19 protein-coding genes are annotated in these 20004 nt (G+C 41.4%); 10 read left to right on the forward strand and 9 right to left on the reverse strand.

Annotated elements, in window-relative coordinates; translation table 11 throughout:
• The first annotated feature begins 81 nt into the window (after nt 1-81).
• From JMW94_RS13425 to JMW94_RS13440, 4 genes are all read left to right on the forward strand, one after another.
• Nucleotides 82-828 (forward strand): heavy metal response regulator transcription factor, encoded by a 747-nt coding sequence (locus tag JMW94_RS13425; RefSeq protein ID WP_201604740.1) that lies wholly within the window; start codon nt 82-84, stop codon nt 826-828.
• Nucleotides 818-2290 carry an ATP-binding protein gene (locus JMW94_RS13430; protein WP_201604741.1) on the forward strand — a complete coding sequence of 491 codons (1473 nt, stop codon included), beginning with the start codon at nt 818-820 and terminating at the stop codon, nt 2288-2290. Before JMW94_RS13425 ends, JMW94_RS13430 begins: the two co-directional genes overlap by 11 nt.
• A gap of 183 nt (nt 2291-2473) precedes the next feature.
• The gene (lgt, locus tag JMW94_RS13435) at nt 2474-3358 is read left to right on the forward strand and encodes a prolipoprotein diacylglyceryl transferase (RefSeq protein ID WP_011959981.1); all 885 of its coding nucleotides are present in this window, start codon (nt 2474-2476) and stop codon (nt 3356-3358) included.
• A gap of 812 nt (nt 3359-4170) precedes the next feature.
• Nucleotides 4171-4893: a CHAP domain-containing protein gene (locus JMW94_RS13440; protein ID WP_201604742.1), complete on the forward strand. Its 723-nt coding sequence runs from the start codon at nt 4171-4173 to the stop codon at nt 4891-4893.
• 1373 nt (nt 4894-6266) lie between these two features.
• On the opposite strand, the gene JMW94_RS13445 is transcribed toward JMW94_RS13440, so the two are convergent.
• Complete coding sequence (locus JMW94_RS13445) at nt 6267-7235, reverse strand: DNA-binding protein (RefSeq protein WP_025652670.1); 969 nt, start codon at nt 7233-7235, stop codon at nt 6267-6269.
• A gap of 523 nt (nt 7236-7758) precedes the next feature.
• Between JMW94_RS13445 and JMW94_RS13450 the strand changes: the two genes are divergently transcribed.
• Nucleotides 7759-8835: an RNA-guided endonuclease InsQ/TnpB family protein gene (locus tag JMW94_RS13450; protein WP_101211256.1), complete on the forward strand. Its 1077-nt coding sequence runs from the start codon at nt 7759-7761 to the stop codon at nt 8833-8835.
• 260 nt (nt 8836-9095) lie between these two features.
• Here the strand turns inward: JMW94_RS13450 and JMW94_RS13455 are convergent, their stop codons facing one another.
• The 6 genes from JMW94_RS13455 to JMW94_RS13480 form a co-directional block, all read right to left on the reverse strand.
• Nucleotides 9096-9350 carry a Txe/YoeB family addiction module toxin gene (locus tag JMW94_RS13455; RefSeq protein ID WP_201604743.1) on the reverse strand — a complete coding sequence of 85 codons (255 nt, stop codon included), beginning with the start codon at nt 9348-9350 and terminating at the stop codon, nt 9096-9098.
• Nucleotides 9347-9637: a type II toxin-antitoxin system Phd/YefM family antitoxin gene (locus tag JMW94_RS13460; RefSeq protein ID WP_025652647.1), complete on the reverse strand. Its 291-nt coding sequence runs from the start codon at nt 9635-9637 to the stop codon at nt 9347-9349. The genes JMW94_RS13455 and JMW94_RS13460 overlap by 4 nt, the downstream gene beginning before the upstream one ends.
• Before the next feature lie 92 nt (nt 9638-9729).
• Nucleotides 9730-9963: a type II toxin-antitoxin system RelB/DinJ family antitoxin gene (locus JMW94_RS13465; RefSeq protein ID WP_025652648.1), complete on the reverse strand. Its 234-nt coding sequence runs from the start codon at nt 9961-9963 to the stop codon at nt 9730-9732.
• An 80-nt stretch (nt 9964-10043) separates the two neighbouring features.
• Nucleotides 10044-11000, reverse strand: a complete 957-nt coding sequence (locus JMW94_RS13470; protein WP_025652649.1) for a replication initiation protein — start codon at nt 10998-11000, stop codon at nt 10044-10046.
• A 326-nt stretch (nt 11001-11326) separates the two neighbouring features.
• Complete coding sequence (locus JMW94_RS13475) at nt 11327-11497, reverse strand: hypothetical protein (protein ID WP_156410067.1); 171 nt, start codon at nt 11495-11497, stop codon at nt 11327-11329.
• A 198-nt stretch (nt 11498-11695) separates the two neighbouring features.
• The gene (locus JMW94_RS13480) at nt 11696-12037 is read right to left on the reverse strand and encodes a hypothetical protein (RefSeq protein ID WP_025652650.1); all 342 of its coding nucleotides are present in this window, start codon (nt 12035-12037) and stop codon (nt 11696-11698) included.
• 261 nt (nt 12038-12298) lie between these two features.
• Here JMW94_RS13480 and JMW94_RS13485 point away from each other — a divergent pair, with 261 nt between their 5' ends.
• Together JMW94_RS13485 and JMW94_RS13490 are read left to right on the forward strand one after the other, a co-directional pair.
• On the forward strand, nt 12299-14947 hold the full coding sequence (locus JMW94_RS13485; protein WP_201604744.1) for a MobA/MobL family protein: 2649 nt from the start codon (nt 12299-12301) through the stop codon (nt 14945-14947).
• A gap of 25 nt (nt 14948-14972) precedes the next feature.
• Nucleotides 14973-15929, forward strand: coding sequence for a hypothetical protein (locus JMW94_RS13490; protein WP_201604745.1), 957 nt, complete (start codon nt 14973-14975; stop codon nt 15927-15929).
• A 188-nt stretch (nt 15930-16117) separates the two neighbouring features.
• Here JMW94_RS13490 and JMW94_RS13495 read toward each other — a convergent pair whose 3' ends face one another.
• Together JMW94_RS13495 and JMW94_RS13500 are read right to left on the reverse strand one after the other, a co-directional pair.
• A complete protein-coding gene (locus tag JMW94_RS13495; protein WP_201604746.1) occupies nt 16118-16393 on the reverse strand; it encodes a hypothetical protein in 276 nt (91 codons plus the stop codon).
• Nucleotides 16394-16549: 156 nt separating this feature from the next.
• Complete coding sequence (locus tag JMW94_RS13500; protein ID WP_192520660.1) at nt 16550-16774, reverse strand: helix-turn-helix domain-containing protein; 225 nt, start codon at nt 16772-16774, stop codon at nt 16550-16552.
• Nucleotides 16775-17091: 317 nt separating this feature from the next.
• Between JMW94_RS13500 and parA the strand changes: the two genes are divergently transcribed.
• The 3 genes from parA (at nt 17092) to JMW94_RS13515 (ending at nt 19851) form a co-directional block, all read left to right on the forward strand.
• The gene (parA, locus tag JMW94_RS13505; RefSeq protein ID WP_201604747.1) at nt 17092-17730 is read left to right on the forward strand and encodes a ParA family partition ATPase; all 639 of its coding nucleotides are present in this window, start codon (nt 17092-17094) and stop codon (nt 17728-17730) included.
• A 3-nt stretch (nt 17731-17733) separates the two neighbouring features.
• Nucleotides 17734-17943, forward strand: a complete 210-nt coding sequence (locus JMW94_RS13510) for a plasmid partition protein ParG (RefSeq protein WP_144297959.1) — start codon at nt 17734-17736, stop codon at nt 17941-17943.
• A gap of 318 nt (nt 17944-18261) precedes the next feature.
• A complete protein-coding gene (locus JMW94_RS13515) occupies nt 18262-19851 on the forward strand; it encodes a type I restriction-modification system subunit M (protein ID WP_201604748.1) in 1590 nt (529 codons plus the stop codon).
• Nucleotides 19852-20004: the final 153 nt, after the last annotated feature.

Here is a 20004-nt window from a genome sequence, read left to right on the forward strand (position 1 = left end):
TCCTGATAAATATATGGCTGATAAGCTAACAATGTTAGTGATACGCTGTTGACAACTATAATGATATAAAGGTAAGCAACGATGAAAGTACTGTTAGTAGAAGATGAGAAAAACCTTGGAGAATATATTAAGAAAGGCTTAACTGAGGCCGGTTTCATCGTGGATCATCACATGACAGGTTTAGATGGCTATCATGCGTTAATGACTGAAGATTTTAGTGTGGTTTTGATGGATGTCATGCTACCTGACGTCAGTGGCTTTGAGTTGGTACAGCGCTACCGAGCTGCTGGAAAGCATACGCCAGTTTTATTTTTAACGGCTAAAGATGATTTAAGCGATCGGATCAAAGGTATTGAAATTGGTGGCGATGATTATCTGACCAAGCCTTTTGCTTTTGCTGAACTGATTGTTAGAATAAAAAGCCTATTGCGGCGTGCCAATCAATCAGACTATAAAAGCTCTGTCATACATATGGCTGACCTAAAAATGGATATTGCTAAACGCACTGTATATAGAGGCGATACCAACATAAAATTGACTGCTAAAGAATTTGCTTTATTACAACTTTTCTTAGAACGTCAAGGTGACGTACTGCCACGCACTGTGATTGCCTCACAAGTATGGGACATAAATTTTGACAGTGATACAAATGTCATTGACGTGGCTATAAGGCGCTTGCGGGTAAAAATTGATGATGGATTTGATATAAAGCTGATTCATACGGTACGCGGAATGGGCTACAAGTTAGAGCCACTGGCTGTCGACGTGGATAGTGGCATGGGCGACGATAGTATTAATAAAGACAGTCTGACATCAAATGAGACATAAATCTAAGAATCGGCGTTGGTCACTGTTATGGCGAACTGTTTTTTTACTGACAATATTTGTTGTTATCTCTCAAGTTATTATTTATATATGGGTTCAGCGCTCTGTTAACGAGCACTTTGAGCAAATGGACTCAGAAATCCTTACTCATGCAGCTTTTAACCTGCGCAAACGTATGGTTAGTTTGGAAGATCACATAGAACCATTCACAGTATCAAAGTCGCAAGCGCTAATTGATGCCAATCATCTACATTCTTCTTGGCTGGATTATGATTTAAAAACCTTAGTATCAGATAAAAATGGCAAATTATTATCCAGCGATCCCAGTAATTTCATCAATGATCTACCGGCAGATTTTAGCTTGTTACAACTATTGCAGGACTATCGCGATCAGCAGTTTATGATCAAGATAAATAATAGGCATTACCGAGCCATTATCATTACACATCAAGAGGTTTTGGCATTTATTGCTCTACCTATCGATGTGCATCATCAATATCTTATCCAGTTTAATCGCCAGCTGAGCTTGATACTTATCGCCATTACCTTATTATTGGTTTCAGTAGCAGCACTAAGTGTACACTGGGGTTTTGCTCCCCTAGCTACTATCGTACAAAAGATGAAAGGCATTAATCTTCAAAGGTTAGATGAAAGAATTGTGGTTGGCGATATGCCGTTAGAATTACGTCCACTAACGGAGTCTTATAATTCTATGATGGTCAAGCTTGAAAGTAACTTTGAATCATTATCACGGTTTTCAGACAATATCGCCCATGAGCTACGTACGCCAATAGCGACGCTGAGTACGCAAACGCAAGTCATGTTAACTAAGCCAAGAGAAAGCGACGAATACATTGAGCAATTGCATCATCAGCATGATACGTTAAAGCAGTTATCCGCCATGATTAACGATATGTTATTACTGGCAAAAACTCAAAAAGAGCTGAGTGCTTCGCAAATCAGTCATGTCGATATAGAGAGCTTGATCACAAAGCTTATAGATTATTATGAGATGATTGCTGAGGATCGTGAGATAATCTTTGAAAAATCGGGTGATTTTAAAACAGTACTAGGTGATAAAGGCTTATTGCAACGGCTGTTTGCCAACCTGATGTCAAATGCGATTTATTATGCGGCTAGTAATAGCACTATTATGATATCCGCTACTGTCCTCACTTCAAGCACCTCGCTTAATGCGCCAAAAGACGATATTCAATCCCCAGAGCAGCTCTGGTTAAGAATAACTATGACCAACCGTCTAGACAAACCATTAAATCAGATTGAAGCCGATAAACTGTTTGAGCGATTCTATCGTCATGATAAAACGAATACGATGCATTCAGGAACAGGCTTAGGCTTATCTATTGTGCAAGCTATCGCCAATGCTCATAATGGCAAAGTTAGTATTACTATCAAAGATGAGTGTCTTTTTGAGGTTGCTGTAAAGTTGTTGATTGCCAGGTAGTAAATACCTTCATACTGTCTATGAACCGCTCAGATTAGATCGAAGGCGAGTTTACTTGGAAGGTCTCTCTATCCATAAGATGAGATTCTGACTTGCGATAGTTGTACTTTTCAATTGTTGGACAAAAAATTTCTTATATAAGCCTATTTCATACATTCTATTACCAATAATTATGGTGCCTTTATGATGATTCATCCTCAGTATGATCCCGTAGCGCTTTCCTTGGGTCCATTGGAAGTGCACTGGTATGGGCTAATGTATTTGCTAGCCTTTGCTGCCGCTTACGGTTTGGCTTGGTATCGCAGTACCAAACGCGACAATTGGACCACCGACATGGTCTCTGACTTAGTCTTTTATGGCGCGCTTGGTGTCATCTTAGGCGGTCGTATTGGCTATGTGCTGTTTTATCAGTTCGGTGAATTACTCCAAAACCCTGCCTATATATTAAAAGTCTGGGAAGGCGGTATGTCTTTCCACGGCGGCTTTATCGGCGTCATGCTAGGTATGTGGTTCTTTGCCCGTAAATATAAAAAGACTACCTTTCAAGTATTCGATTTTATCGTTCCTTGTGTACCAACCGGCTTACTGTTTGGGCGTATCGGCAACTATATCAATGGCGAATTATGGGGTCGCGTCTCAGACGGTGGCTATAACTGGCTGACCTACTTTCCGCAAGCCGCGGCGTTTGATATGGAGCAATTACAGAGCAATCCACAATTGCAAGAATTGATGATTGAAGTCAATGGTCAATACATATTGCCTCGTCATCCATCACAGCTATATGAAGCCTTTGCCGAAGGTCTGCTGCTATTTATATTCTTATGGTGGTATTCATCAAAACCACGTCCACGTATGGCCGCCTCCGCTGTATTCTTACTAGGCTATGGCATCAGCCGCTTTATCATTGAATTCTTCCGCCAGCCAGATGCTGACCAAGGATTCATATTATTAGGTTGGATGACCAAAGGGCAAATCTTAAGCGCGCCGATGATTATCGCCGGCTTAATCATGCTGATTTATGCTTACAAACGCGGTATTTATGATTGGGGTAAGCAGTCTGCATATTAGAAATAAGTGTCGAGGTGCATGAACAAATAAATATAAATGCAGTTCTAACAAGATACATTCCATTTGCAGAATTAATACCTATGTTAGTACAAGGATTTTTATTCCTAAACCTAATTTTTTCATCAGATAGTGGAACTTCAAAAGCTAAAAATAAATTTGGATATGTAACTTTTTATGTCAATGTAACCTATTTTAGATGTTATCTGTCTTTAAAATAACCAATTTCTTAGAAATTAATACAAGGAACTACATGATGTATCGCAACAATTACGTAAGATTACATAGTTCCTTAGCGAATTAAAATTCATATTGACACTATAAATTAGTATATTATTTTAATAATTGGTTAAACCCTATATAGCATAATTACTTCACCCACTAAAAAAACGTTTGAGGATTAAATCTAAATTAAGGATTTAATCCTCAAACGTTTTTTTCTGCTTATCAAACAGGAGATATTGTTGTCAGGTTGGTCAGCTATATTCTATAAATGTTACACGAAATTACATTATAAAATAGGTATTTTTTATCATTTTATAAGCTTAAAAAGAGCTTTTATCAGATTTTTATTAGTGATGACATGCTTTACAGCCTATGCTAAAGTCCGATTTGTGTTTTGGCTAACAGTTTGATTTCCAATAAATTTATAAGGTTTTAGCGAAATCGTTGATAATGCCGGCCGCCTATGGAATAAGGGTTTGCAGCATAATTATTAGTCACCACAATGTGTATATTCTTGAGTTGTTGAGATTTAATTGACTGCTCTGTTATGGGCAACAGACCATTTTGAATTAACCGTAGGTATTAGATTTATGAAACAGGCCTTATTGATTTTGTCAGTACTGGGTATGGGCATAGCACAAACGAGTACTGCTGCTGTAACGACCTTTCAAACAAGTAATAATATAACCAATATTTCTGCGGCATCAAACTACAGTTCGTCAAAAAATATTTATAGCACCAAAAGTGGTGCTTATGTTTCTAGCAATGATGAAATCAGTCAAGCAATTAGCAAATTAAGTGCGCAGGCTCAACAAAAAGAGAAACAGCTTTCGTTATCAAGTAGCCGCTTATATGCTGAAAGACAACAGCAGCAAGTCAATACTATCCCTGATAGCAATTCAGCACCCGCTATCGCTGCTGCTCGCGCTTCACGAGTGGCTCTATCTAGCAGCTCTGGATACTGTGCCCGTTACGTACGTAAAGCACTACAATCAGCTGGTTATGAGTTCACTCCAAATCCTTCAGCCTATCAGTACGCTACTCGTGGCACACTTGAGAAAGCAGGTTTCAGCAAAATCAGCAATGATATGCCAACCCAAGTAGGTGATGTTATTGTCTATGATCGCTCATCAAAGCGTCCACATGGCCATATTCAAATTTTCGATGGTACAAATTGGATTTCTGACTTCCGTCAGAACAGTATCAGCCCATACAGTGGTGTCTATGCTTATACGACATGGCGTGATTCAAAATATGTGGATGACGCATCCGCATCAGATCGTAATATCTACCTTGCTATGAATGATAAATAAGACCTGAGAAGTCAGCACAACATATTTATTGCTTTTCTCCAACCCAGTAGTGATCTTACTATCATTGCTGGTTTTTTTTGTGCTTAACATCAGGGTGTATTTAACCTTTCATGATTTGATCAGTCAGAAATAGACACTACTGATATCATTACTCATTACAAGAATTATCGGCAAGCGCGTTTAAGATGCCACATGATACCGCTTGTGCACTACCTGCACATTTCTGGCGCAAAACTGAGAAATTTTTGGATTGCTAGCATTACAAGACAAATTACGAAACGACGCTCATGAAGATGTGGCTTAGCTCAAAGCGTATGGGTAAACCACCCCGAGTTCGTCGTACTCTCTAAGACTGTTTAGTCTCCGAAAACCTGAGGCGGTTCAGATGGTTTTTTGAGAGATTATGACACTCTCAAAGCGATTTGAAGTACTTGAGAAAGTTGATTATGATAGCACCTAAAGATTTACCAGAGTCATATCGAAAGACTAAACAAAAAAATGCCTCTGGGAGTTGACTCCCAGAGGCATTTAGTTTTAAATATAGATAACGGTTACAGCGTGTTGACGCACCCTGTAACGAACAAATAAGCACACAGACTGCGTTATTTGAACAGCATTAAATGCCCGTTTAGGGTCATTTTATCCAAAAACTGCTTTCATATCAACCTTATTCACTATACATTTTAAAAACTGCTTGTTCGCTCGTTACATCCTTGTGCTGCTCTCTTTGTACCCGTTACCCGTCAAATGGGTGGCAGGCCTTGGCGACGACTGCGTTTGACACAGGGGTAAGCTCTCGACAGGGGGTTCTAGACATATTGAGCAACGCAATGAGTGGTTACTCGTGCATATCGTAGCGGTATATTGGGTTTATGCCCTTGCTAGCGTATGACAGCACAGTAGCGGTTAAGAGCGTGTCTAGGCGGTGCTATCAGCCGTAATCTTAACAACCGTAGCTTGATACAGTGATACGGTCTTGATGACGCGATGGGCGATGAAGTCGGCATGACTAATCACATCACATCAAATCCAAGGAATGCACTAAAGCGATTGTGAGTATTTTATCTACTCATAATCGCTTTAGGGTGAGTGTTCCTTGAAATCTGCTCAAGGCTCCAAAATCAGCATAAATTCACTTAGGCTAATTTAAGTAGTATATAGCCCACTCGGCTATATACTATAAGAGTCCAGAGAAAAATTTAGAATAGTTATTATACAGCAGTCACTTATTCAGTGAGTCGATATTGTCATGGTTGATTCATAAGCTTAGTGTGAATAGAACGAGATCTATGCCTTGGGTAAACTACCTCCCAAACTTATAACTGTTCTTTATCTTGAAATCCTAATTAAACTGAAACCTCGAATACTTTTATTTAGTCAGCATCCAAAGTATTATCTTTGTTTTGAATAAGTATTAGAGCATCTTGTGCTTTCTTAAGTTGATCTTGTAACAGAGTCACTTGTTCCTGCTTTGATAAATGACGGCTTGATAGCTCGCTATATTGTTTATTCAATACGCTATGCTCGGCTTCAAGCTTAGCCTGAGTTTGAGTCAGCTGATTATTAAGTCCTGATAGCTTGTCACGTTCAGCGGTGACTGCCTTTAACTCTCCTTTGATCTCTGCGGTAGCCGTTTGTATATCATTCCGCTCAGTGGTGACTGCCTTTAGCTCTGACTTAGTATTTTTAAGTTCAATCTTTAAACGTGCAATCTCTGCCTTATCACTATCAGCTGTGGCTTTAAGCGTGGCTACCTCACCAAGACTGCTAGTCAGCTCTATAGATTGCTTATCTAATGCATTACTCACCTCTGCAAGCTGTGATTGCGCGGTCTTAGCCTTAGTGCGTTCAAGCTCTAATTCATGCCTAGTATCTAATAGCGTCTGTTTGGTAGCGTCATGGTCAGCTGTGGCTTGCTGTGCGCTTTTAGTTGCTGTTTCCGCAGTGCCGGTCACCTCGTCCAGTTGCTGTAGTAAATCCGCTTGTTCCCCCTCCAAGGTCTTAACCGCTTCTTGCGCTTCGTCCATCTCTGCTTGTGCCTTGATCTTAACCACCTCTAAAGCTTCACGCTCTTTAGACAATCTATCATTAGCCATATCAATAGCCGTCTGCCACATATCAGCCCCAAGCGTGTGCAAGCGTTCTGTGATACCACTAGGTAAGTCTACTTGCTGTAGCTCTTGCTCTTCTTGCTGTTCTCGCTTCCAGCTTTGCATAGCATCACTGATAGTCGTGAATGATCCACCGCCTAGCGCCTTACGCACCTCTGCCAGTGTCGGCTTAACCCCTTGCTCTTGTAATTGGTCTGCTGCTGCATGAATATCTTGTATCGTGAGTGCCATGATTTTGTATCCCTTAATAGTATATTGTAGTATGTTGTATATAATATACTACAATATACAACATACTACAATATAGAATGTAAAAAAACCCCAAGTAATCTTGAGGTCATGTGCTTGTTATTTAATGCCTAGTGATCGGTTAGGTATTCTTCTAGGGCATCGTTGATCATGTCTTGATAGTTACTGCCTGTTTGCTTAGCTCTGTCCTTGAATTTGGTAAGGATACTTGGGCTAATGACACTGGTTTCCGTAGACAACGCTTGAGATTTGATACTGCCACGGATCGCGCCTGACCAGTCGGTGACTTCTGGAATGTCCGATAAATCAATGTCGTCATCGCTAAGCGTGGCTAGATGCTCTGAGTCTGCTTGCTGCTTAGCAGTTAGTGGCGGTAATTCGTCTATTTTATCATCTAACGCCGTAAAACCATGTCCTTCTAGGGCGTGGATATCAGGCGTCAGTCGTTGTCGCCCAGTATGGCGAACCCCTTGATACCCAACTGCATTGAGATCATAATTACTCCATGAAAACGCTCAAACTACGCATCAAAGACAAACACGCCACTCAGCTCAATATCTTAGCTGGGGCAGTCAACTTTGTCTGGAACTACGTCAATGAGCTAAGTTTTAAACATTTACAGCGCACGGGCAAATTCTTTTCAGCCTATGACTTGGCCGCTTATACTAAAGGGGCGGGTGAATACCTGAATCTGCACAGTCAAACCTTGCAAGCGATCAGTGAGGTTCACGCTAAATCCCGTAAACAGTTTAAAAAAGCCAAACTCAACTGGCGTACCAATAACCCAAAAGCCAAGAGAAGAAGCTTGGGCTGGATTCCGTTTAAAAAGACCGCCATTAAGCACCTAACAACCCGTCAGTCAGGCAAGAAAAGCCTTAAATCTACTATTCAGCTAAGCCTCGCTAAAGGCAAAAAGCTGATCATTGATTTGTGGGATAGCTATAACCTCTCGCTCTATACCATCAATACTTGTGAGCTGGTACAAGATGCACGAGGTCACTGGTACGCCTGTATCACCGTCAAAGAATTTCCAAAAACAGTTTGTGGTACGGGCCAAGTCGGTATTGATTTAGGCTGTAAAGATGCCGCAGTCAGTAGTGAGGGTGATCAGCTACAAATCAAAGTCACCCATCAATACGCAGAAAAACTGGCCATCGCTCAACGTGCCAAAAACAAAAAACGGGTTAAGGTCATTCATGCCAAGATTAAAAACACCCGCCAAGATCTGATTCATAAATTCACATCAAAGCTTGTCAAAGCCAACAGCTTAATCGTTGTTGGTAAAATCAAATCAAACTCATTCACTTCATCCAAACTGGCCAAATCCGTCTATGATGCTGGTTGGTTTGAGATTAAGCGGCAACTGGATTATAAATGCGCGAACGCAGGTTGCCACTATATCGAAGTCAATGAAGCGTACACCACCCAAACCTGCTCGTGTTGCGGCTCTCGCCAAGACAGTCCGAAAGGTAGAGAAGGTCTTGGTATAAGAGCATGGTTTTGTCGTTCTTGTAAAACGACCCATAACAGAGATGTTAATGGAGCAAAAAACATTCTCGCGGTCGGGCTTGGCCGTCTTTAGTAGGAATCCCCGTTCCTTTAGGTCGGGGAGGAAGTCAATCTGTGGTAACGTGATCAGAGGTATAGTCATTATTAGCAATTATATGGCGTCGTATGACCACATAAGGTTTGTTATCGAATGTTTAGGTCGAAATACTAACCAATATATTTAGACGTCTCTACAGAGCTTTCTCGTTCGTTTTAGGACACATAGCCAGAATGGAAAATAAAAAAGTGCCTGATTCTTAGGATCAAGCACTTTTGTGAACTAACACTGTTTACTTAATAATGATATCGGCACTGAACGATGATAATGGCATCATCTTGAACCTCATAAACCAGTCTATGCTCTTGATCAATGCGACGCGACCAATAGCCTGCCAGATCGTGTTTGAGTGGTTCAGGTTTACCAATACCCTCAAATGGGTCACGTTTGAGGGCTTTAATCAGCTTACTTATTTGCTTGACCTTCTCTTTGCTGGTTTTTTGCCAGTATTCGTAGTCCTCCCACGCATCCTGTGTCCAAGATAAGATCAAGCGTCCACCTCATCATCACAAGTCAATAATGCGTCATCCGTATTGATGTCATGCTCGATTAAACGACCCGCCTTAGCATCGGCTATAGAGCGTCTGAGGCGCTTGGCATTAGTGGGGCTTTTTAGCAGATGAAGCGTTTCCTCATATGAATTAAACTCTTCTAAACTCATGAGTACCGCAGGTTTGGCGTTTTGTCTAGTAATCACGATCGGCGATTTGTCGGTATCTACCTTATCGATATATTTGGCTAGGCCCTTTCTAAAATCAGTGTAGTTCACAACATCCATAACGATTACTCCGTGTTTGGTCATCTTTATTTGTATGACTGATATTATATACCATATCTGTACTTATATCTGTACAGATATTTTACACTGATTTATTTATGGCGCTGGCCGCTCAATCCGTAATCACCCGCAGAAGTTTGTGGCGGCGTATTAAGATTAGAGGGTTTTTGATAATCAAAGGATAACGGCACGGTATTGGTTTGCGCCACTTGAGTTAAGAACAATTTGATTGCTTGAGACGGCGTTAATCCATAGCTTTCAAACACGGCAAAGGCGCTATCCTTGAGCTCTTGATCGAGCCTGATATTATAATTGGTTGTCGTCATGGCATTACAAATGGCTTATATATGTACGTACAATATAAACCATTTGTAATGCCAAAACTACTAAGCATGCTTTTTTCATATTATGATTTCTGCTTAGGGAACGTATAGCCTATCGCCAGTAAGTGCTTTTTGTGGGTCTTTAAAAAAGCTTCATCTCTTAATTGAGTGTGTAACCAGCTGATCACTTCTTGGGTACTTTTTCCTGAAGGCGCATAGCTACCAAATGGGGCATAGTTAGCCAATAGAGGCGCAAAACGGTCGATCTGTTTGACGGTTAAGGATGGTATATCTCTATTCTCATTATTCTGATTTAAGTCCTCCAGACTTTTTTTCTTGGTGGGCTTAGCTTTGACATTAAATTTTAGTCCTGTGACGGTACGACCACGTTTAACGTTTTCATAGGTGATTTTAATATCTGACTTTTCTGTTATTTCTTCAACGCTTGGGTTGATGACTCGACTTTTTAGGTTGTTAATACGTTCGTAAGATTTAGAAAGAGCTAGCTCCTCTCTAATTTCTTCAAGTGACATTGTCCACGAGCTCATTGCCTCATGTTTTTTGGCCAGATGGTATATATCTATTGAATATTCACCCTTCAGTTTAAGTACATCTTCTTTTTTATATTTAGTGAATGGATTATTTTCATCAAAAACCTTCAACATCAGTAGCACTTCATCTGTAAAACATAGAGACACATAGCCATCTTCATATATTGATCTGATGACCCACTGTACATTGACACGGCTACCGCGTTCATTTCTATAGCTAAAAAATCGCCTCATCATCGTTTCACTAGCATCTTTTAATTGAGTATAAGCAGAATCCACTTGAATGTTGCAAGCCTCTGCAAATGCTTTCGCGGTTATCTCTATAGTGTCTTTTTCAGTGGCATCTATCAAACGCACTACTGAACTAGCAAGCAACAGCAACCGTTTTTCATCAAGTGTCATTTCATAAAACGCTTGTAGAATACGATTTTGCATAACAACCCAATTTGCAGGGTATTTCTTCTCATATAAACCAACTTGGTTAGTCATATCTACGCCTTAATGCTCAAATCTATCTAATTGTAGCATAATACCTGCTGATTGTAGCTTTTAACCTAGCTGATTGTAGCATTAACCTAGCTGATTGTAGCATTAACCTAGCTGATTGTAGCTTTATAGATCTTGAAGCCCTTAATTGGTAAGGTCTGAGAGCGTCCTAAAAGTCTTTAAAAGTCTTTAAAAGTAAAAAATATGTTTTTATATTAAATAATAGGAAAAAAACCAAAAAACCGACGGATTTAAGATGATAATTTGATCGACCAATCACTTATAAAACTTATCAGTAGCTCAGAATGCAATTGTCCATTTACTTGATGTTAATCCTCGTTCACATAGTTCGGATCAAGCTTGGATCTTTGAAAATCTTCAAAAGCATGGTCAAAGATATTTTGAATATCTTCATCTGTCATTCTGGACAACCCTGTTTTCACATTCTCAATATCAGTCTCATTTTTTGTAGATAGTTTGTCTTCATTTTCAGTAGCCATTATCGACACATCTGTAAACACTTATCAAACCGTTGCTAAAAAGCCTAGAAACCACTCTTATATACGTTTTACGCTCTGTCCGATACGATGGTAGCTAAAGCTATTCTAAAACGCTTAAAACAGCCGATAACCGTCTCCTAACCTTTCGCTAATTAGTAGACGATCCAGCTGTACCTTCAATTAGGCGATTTCGAGTAGCTACTGTGATGATGAATAAATATCAAGCAATGAACCGTGGTCACTGTCCTGACTGTTTTTAGGTGGTGTAAAGCTGCTTGGTACCACCTCAGCTTTACTTTGTATTTTATTGGCAATTGCTTTCAAAAATTCACGGTGCTTTTTCAAACGAGCATATTTTTCATTATCGTGTGCGTCTAAAAAAATAGCTTGCAGTTCATGATTATCATCATCGTCTAATGCGTTGGCCAACCACTCCCCCAATATTTTATGTGCTTCAAGCCTGTCCTGATCAATCTCTTTTTTAAGAGCCTGTAATTGCTTAATCTTATTTGCGAATAAATCATCTGATATTACTGACATTACCTCATCCTTTTTTTAGCCAACTATGATAGAGTTGATCCTAGCAGTACATACATAGGTATGCAAGGTAGTAAAATACACAAGACCACATCGTTTCGTGGGCGCAGTAGTATTTTAACCCTCTGTTAAGAGCGAACTTAGGAGTTTGTGTAAAAAAGACCCACAAGGGGTACTATTTTTTACATAAACTCCGTCGTTCGGCAGGGGGCGAACCCCCTACAACCCCCAAAAAATCATCTCTCAATATTGGGTTTTTTTGCTATGAATAATAAAGGGTTTCATCTGTCGGTTAGCGCCGTTAGTAAGGCGAAAAATCATAGCGTGGTGGCAAAGTCGGCTTATAATTCTGGCTCAAAACTGGTTGATGAGCAGTCAGGAGTCGTCCACGATTACACCAGTAAAGCTAAAGACAAAATCTTAAATTTAGTAGACAGTGATGGTACTAAATACACGCAAGTTCTTGAGAAAAATGTGATGCATACGGCGTTGATAACGCCAACTCTTGCTGGGGATCTAGCAGTGACACGTGAGGGTTTTTGGAATGATATCGAACGCATTGAGACTCGTAAAAACGCGCAATTGGGTACTGAGATTGACGTGATGTTTCCTGATGGGATCACCGCGGATCAGCGTATAGTTCTGGCCGAGCGCTACGCTCAAACCTTATCTGATCGCTATAACGTGCTTGTCGATGTGGCCATTCATCGGCCCCACAGTCACGAGAAACATGTGGGGGAGGTTGAAGTGGTTGAGCTGACCAGTCGTAACTTTCATGCCCATATTTTACTCTCAAGCCGTGAGATAGTAGCGGATGTTGAGGGTTATGCTTTATCAGCACGCAAGAATTGGTTGCAGTGGTCAACGGAGGAGCGGTTATCTAAGGGGTTAAACGGACGCGGCGATGAGCTTAAATATCAACGCACCCTTTGGGCGGATATGGCCAATGAGCTACTGCCTAAGAATAAAACCATTAGTGAGAAATCCTACCGTGAGCTGGGCATCAATCGTTTGCCAAAAATGAAACTGGGTAAATCACTATATAAGGATATTCTCAAAGGCAATCGTTCAGTGATTCACGAGTACAACGAGACGATTGATGAGATCAATGCTTACATTGAAAAAAATGGTTTAGTAATTGAGTACGACGACAAGGGACGTATTGACCTAGAAAGCAATGAACAAGAGGTTAACGGCGTCACAATACATTATAAAAAGCGTAAACCCTTTGCGCGAATTGAGCTCAGTAATATCCGCTTTGTAGATCCTGCCGCTGAACTTGAACCCGCTATCCCTAAAAGTAACAGTCAGACGCATAGTGATGCGGCCAATGATCACGTACTTGATGAGCTTTTAGCAATCTCAGCCGACTTTGTGAGTCAAAAAAAGATGGTACGCAGCGCCTTATTTTCAACCATTGATGCGCTGCATGAAGAGTTAGCGCACCAGTCTAAACAGATTATTACCATTGATAAAAACATTAAGAGTACCCAGCGGTTCACCGAGGAGGTGGGACAGGATTTTAGTGACCCCCGCCAAAAAATGATTGAGCTTGCTAGGCAGATAAGCACAAAAGAGCAAAGTGAGGCACTAAAGGCGGCTTTAGCGTTGGTTGAGGAGTTTAGACAAGATGATACCCTACAAACAGGCCGCGCTGTTAGCCGTCTTGAAGAGCAGCTGTCACAGATTGATAAAACGGTGCTGAACAATAAAACGGTTTTAAAAAAGCTGATCCCGCTTAATAATGAAGTCATTGCTGACTACAAAGGGTTGAAGGCCACGCTAAAACCCTTTGCCGCAAAGCTGAATAAACTGGCGACTGGCTTTAAAGCTCTTGATGAGATTGATATTGAAAAATCCGACTTATCCTTACAGTGGGATCAAGCGTTTTCGGATCTACAAGATATAGACGTCACCAATAACATGGACACTTATCATAAGTTTGCCGCATTTGCAGATCTGGATGTTGAGCGCTTTAAATATCTTCAAAAAGAGCGTGAGGTGCTCAGTACGTTAAAAGCGGTAGAGATAAACGCGGATGCTGATACTCGTTTGACGGCATTGGCCGCTGATGTTAAAGCGTTTAAGACCACCAATAATGAAGACATCAAACAGTTAAAGCAGCAAATTAATACCAGTAAAAAGACTTATCAGCGCTTATCACCGTTTTATGAGCAGCGTATCGCCTTACTGGATCAAAGTGAGGCGGTGATCGTGCAAGATGATGATTTATACGATGAAATCATAAGTACCAAGACTACTCAGTTGAATGCAGATCGGCTTGAGGACTGGCGCAGCCGTACTATGGCGCTGCAATATCAGCTCAACAAAGCGCATGAGCAAGCAAAGCTTAAGAAAGAGGCTGAGCGCGCACGAGAGGAGGCTTTGATCAGGCGGCGAGAAACCTTAAAACAGAGGCGGCAGCAGGCATCTCTTAAGCGTCAGCGAATCAATGAGACCAAAGCATATCGAGATCGATTTGACAATTTAGTGGTACGGGTGCGTAACCGCGTTAATACCCTTGATTTTAAGGCCGTTGATGCACCGATCGAAGTGATCAACGCGGCTGAGGCGGTTGCCGCACAAGCATTTATATTCACTACTCTAAAACACACTGACAGCTTTACGACACTACAAAAAAGTTTACGAGACACCGATGCCAAAAAAATTGCAACGCAGGTGCAGAAGGCAGCAACGACGCTATGGCAACAGCTTGAGCGCTTGCCTGACAATCAAGATAAGGTCGAGGTGTTAACGAAAATCAATGAGCGCTTTGAGCACGTTCCTGCTATCACCATAGATGGGGCAACGCTCACACAAACTGTGACAGATCACCTGCAAAAAACGAAGAACGCCATCCAAGCGCATGAACAAGCACAAACACGCCGCTACTCCTCACCACGCCCATTTTAGGCGGCATTATAATAATGAGTACCCCATGAATAAAGACAATAGCAATGAGCAAGACATACACGATCAACTTGTTAACCTAGTGACTTCATTGACTCCGGTCATTGGGGCCTTGCGTGAGCTGATTAAGCGAGCCGATGATGCGGTAGCGAGGCGGCTTGAGCGTTCGCTTAGCGGTATTGATAGCAAGGTGAATGAGGTGTCTTCTGCCATTGAAGAATTAGGTAGTAGCGCAAGCACGACTTCGCAGGCATTGAGCCAGTATCAAGAACTCGTGTTAAAGCAGCTTCAAGCAGCAATGACGGCTTTCACTGACAATGAGATGCCGCGTCGTTATGATGACAAAATAGCGGGCATCATCACCGATATGAAGCAGCAGATTGATACGGCTGTAGAGTCGGTCGTTACTGCTAAAAACGACAGCATAGAGGTACAAATCAGTACCATGCAAGGAGTTGCTGATAAACTTAGCGCAAGCGCTGACAATCTAGCCCTATTCACCAATCAGTACCAAGCTGGTCATAAGCAGATTATTGAAGATATTGAGACCTTTGAGACCACCACCAAAACGCGGATTGAGCAGGTCGAGGCTAGAGCTAGTAAAGACTTGGACAAAATTCATAAGTCCATTGAGACTATGAGTATTAAAAGGATTGCAGCCGCTGTCGCAGCGGGTACGATGGCTGTGATAATAAGTTTGGTGGCCCTGGTATTTTGGTATGTGCCAAGCTTTGATGAGATTGCAGAAATGAGACAGCAGCAAGCAGAGCTACAGCGCGGCATCGATGAGCTTGAAACGGGTTGGAAACAGGCCTTTAATAATGCTCAAAGTGCGCAGTTTATTTTGGCTTGTGATGTTAATAAAGAGCAGCCTGATGCAATCAGCTGGTGCGTTAGAGCAGACAGTAAGAGTGTTTTGAGAGATGAGAGAGGCTTTGTTTATTATAAAATAGCTGGGGTGCCGCGTGCAAAGCCGACTGAGTAAAGACGTATGGCAATAGTGAGCTATATTGCCCAAAAGTGCGTCTTCTGAAACATATAAGACTGAAAAAAGGCTTGTTTGATTGTCGTTATCTTTGTCTATATTAAAAAGCCAGATAATGACACTTTATCTGGCTTTAAGGGTTATTGTTTCTTGTTAAACAAGAAGTCTGTAAATATAAGCTAAAGTGACTAGGCTGCTTGGTCAGTGTGAGCTGTGACCAACTCTATAAAAGCAGTTTCAAGGATGCTTAAAGTGTAGTCGTCAACGATAAGACCATCATCCAGCTGTCGTTGTACCCAGACATACACCGCTTCATCATTATAAAGAATGGCGTCAACACCCAGTAATGATGCCAGCTGTATGCCTTGCTGTATTTGTAAGCTTGATAACAGCTCAGAAGCTAAGGCTTTAGTCTGTTCACTAAACCATGTGCAGCTGTTGAGCCGCGATAGATTGTTATTCATTAGTATTCTCCTGCAGATTATTGTGTGTAAATAATGGATAAAATGACTTTCTACAGGTCAAATTATACCTATGTTTTAATCTATTGCAAGAGAAAATGACCTTCTATAGGACTTTTTGTACGTTTGAGGGTTATAATGTCTTATCAAAGAGTGTGTTTACTCAGGCGACTCACTGCTGTTCTCATTTATGATTTCATATAAATCACCAACATTGATTCTAAGATACGTGCATAAAGACTCGATGACATCTAGGTCAACTCGGGTGGCTTCTTCATGATACATGCGAGTAATGGTGCCACGATTGATGCCAGTATCCCTTGCGACATCGGCAATTTTAAGGCGTCTTTCGCCCATGATGGTCGATAAGTGACACTTCACCATAGTGGTTTCCTCATTAACGATTGGTGGTTTTTGATTGGTGAGCGGATTATAACGAATATGAGCGGCTAAAGTATTGCTTTTAGTAGCTCAAATTGATATCTAATAGCGACAATTTATCTAGTAGTAGGCAGTTTATGATGCTGTCTTTGATACAGGACGTCCATCATGATGGATATACGCTCGTTAGAAAAGGCGATGCTATTTTTACTATAAGATATTGCTATTAGTAATGATGTGACGTACATTTTTAGTTATACTTATATACTTATATACTTATATACTTATATACTTAATGCATACTACAGGGATCTGTATTTATGAAGGTAATTGCGGTATTGAATCAGAAGGGCGGCAGCGGTAAGACCACCATTGCAACGCATTTAGCACGGGGACTACAGCTAAAAGGTCATAGTGTGCTGCTGGTAGATAGCGACCAACAGGGCAGTGCGCGTGACTGGAGAGCAGTTGATGAAGACAATCCAGTACCAGTGATCGGGCTCGACAGACCAACGCTTGATAAAGATTTAAAAAGCGTCTCTGATAAAGATTATGTGGTGATCGATGGGTCACCGCAAGCCACCAGTTTGGCCATTTCAGCTATTAAAGCCGCTGATTTTATATTGATTCCGGTGCAGCCGAGCCCCTACGATATTTGGGCGACCAGCGATTTGGTTGATTTAGTGCAGCAGCGTATTGAAATGATGGATGGCAAACTAAAGGCGGCGTTTGTCGTGTCACGTGCTATTCAAAACACCAATATAGGTAAGGAAGTAGCGACAGCACTACTCGATTATAACCTTCCAGTGTTAGAGACCAGAGTGATGCAGCGTGTTGCTTATCCTAACAGTGCTGCCCTTGGTAAAACAGTATTTGATACCGAATCGCCTAATAGCAATGCGATACAAGAGATAACCGCATTGGTCAGTGAGATTCAAACATTTTTTGGTGAGGAATAAGTTATGAGTTTATCAGCAGGTCGTCCTAGTAAGAACGTTAAGGATCAGTTAGCGCTATCAGATGTGACGGATAGTTCCAAAAAGACGGTACGAGTGAATTTCAATCTAGATGAAGATAAGCATGTTGCACTCAAACGGTATGCGCTTGAGAGCCGCAAAACGGTTACTGAGCTGTTGACTGAGATGATTGAGGAAAAGTTGGTTGAGCGATAAGCATAAGACATAAAATCTATATCGGTTATAGGATTTTAGAGCTGATTTTTTCAACACCCACTCAGCCAGTATTTTTTTAGCGACAGACTAATGATGACTATTTTTATTGTTGATCTGTTACTGTTAAGCTATCTATGCGCTATTTAGAAACCATCTTTTACTACCTAACCTGTAGAAGGATTGTACTTTTTACAGGTTAGATTTGTTTTAGTCCGATATTTCTACAGGTTAGCTTTATAAATACCTATTAAAACAACTGGCTAACTGAATTTAAACTTTAACTAATACTACCCCTCAGAACATAGAGAACAAAAAAACATGGCTAAAACACCTGCAAACAAAAAAGATAAAACAGACAATGGCAATTTTGAAGAAGCTCTTTGGGATGCTGCTAACAAGCTTCGCGGTAGCGTCGAATCATCAGAATATAAGCATATCGTTCTTAGCCTGATTTTCTTAAAATTCATCAGTGATACTTTTGAGCAGCAGCGCCAAAAGCTGATCAATACAGGCTATGAAAAGCATATCGACATGGTGCAAGCCTATACCAAAGATAACGTGTTCTATTTGCCAGAGGAGAGCCGTTGGCGTTTTATTCAGCAGAATGCCAAGCAAGAAGACATCGCGCTTAAAATCGACACAGCGCTCAGTACCATTGAAAAGACCAATCAATCATTGAAAGGCGCATTGCCTGATAATTACTTCTCGCGTCTGGGCTTAACGGCAAGTAAGCTTGCCGCATTGATTGATGTGGTCAATAACATCGACACTATTGGTAATCCAGAAGAAGACACGGTAGGGCGCGTGTACGAGTATTTCTTGGGTAAGTTTGCCGCGACTGAAGGCAAGGGCGGTGGTGAGTTCTATACGCCTAAGTCTGTGGTTAATCTAATTGCTGAAATGGTTGAGCCGTATCAAGGCAAAATCTATGATCCCTGCTGCGGTTCAGGCGGTATGTTCGTCCAGTCCATCAAGTTTATCGAGAGTCACCACGGTAATACCAAAGACGTGTCTATCTATGGGCAAGAGTACACCAGCACGACCTATAAACTCGCTAAGATGAACCTTGCCATTCGTGGTATCTCTAGCAACTTGGGCGATGTGGCTGCCGATACTTTCTTTAAAGATCAGCACGAAGACCTCAAAGCGGACTTCATCATGGCAAACCCACCTTTTAACCAAAAGGATTGGCGCGCCTCTGACGAGCTGGTCGATGATCCACGCTGGGCAGGGTATCCGACACCGCCGACAGGCAATGCCAACTATGCTTGGATATTACACATGATATCTAAGCTCTCTGAGCACGGTACAGCAGGTTTCGTACTGGCCAATGGTTCGATGTCTACTACTACCAGTGGTGAGGGTGATATACGCGAGCAAATCATCAAAAACGATCTTGTCGATTGTATGATTGCGCTACCAGGTCAGCTGTTTTATACCACGCAGATTCCGGTGTGCTTATGGTTCATCAGTAAAGACAAAGCCGCCACCTCCGCTGATAGTAAAGCAAAAGGGCTGCGTAATCGTAGCGGTGAGACGCTATTCATCGATGCTCGTAATATCGGTGCGATGATAGATCGGACGCATAAAGAATTTTCTACTGATGATATCGAAGCGATAGCTAAGACCTATCATGCGTGGCGCGGTGAAGCGGAGGCGGGCGGTTATGAAGCCTATGCGGACGAAGCAGGCTACTGTAAATCAGCCACACTTGATGACATTAAAGCCAATGATTATGTACTCACTCCTGGGCGTTATGTTGGTGCTGCTGCTATCGAAGATGACGGCATCCCGTTTGAGACTAAGATGCTAGAGTTAAGCCAAACGCTATATGCACAGATGCAAGAATCTAAAAAGCTAGATGCGACCATTCGTCGGAATTTGGAGGTGTTGGGTTATGGCGAGTGATTGGAAAGAAGTGATTTTAGATGACGTATAGTCAGTCTTTTATAAATAAGATACAATACTTTTAAAATAAGCGACACGGCAGAAGAATACATGACCTATTCAGCAGACTTTCGAGCGCAAGTGATCAAAAGTGTCCAAAACAAAGACATGAGT

Origin of the sequence: Psychrobacter immobilis (assembly GCF_904846185.1) — a bacterium.
Classification (GTDB): domain Bacteria; phylum Pseudomonadota; class Gammaproteobacteria; order Pseudomonadales; family Moraxellaceae; genus Psychrobacter; species Psychrobacter immobilis_B.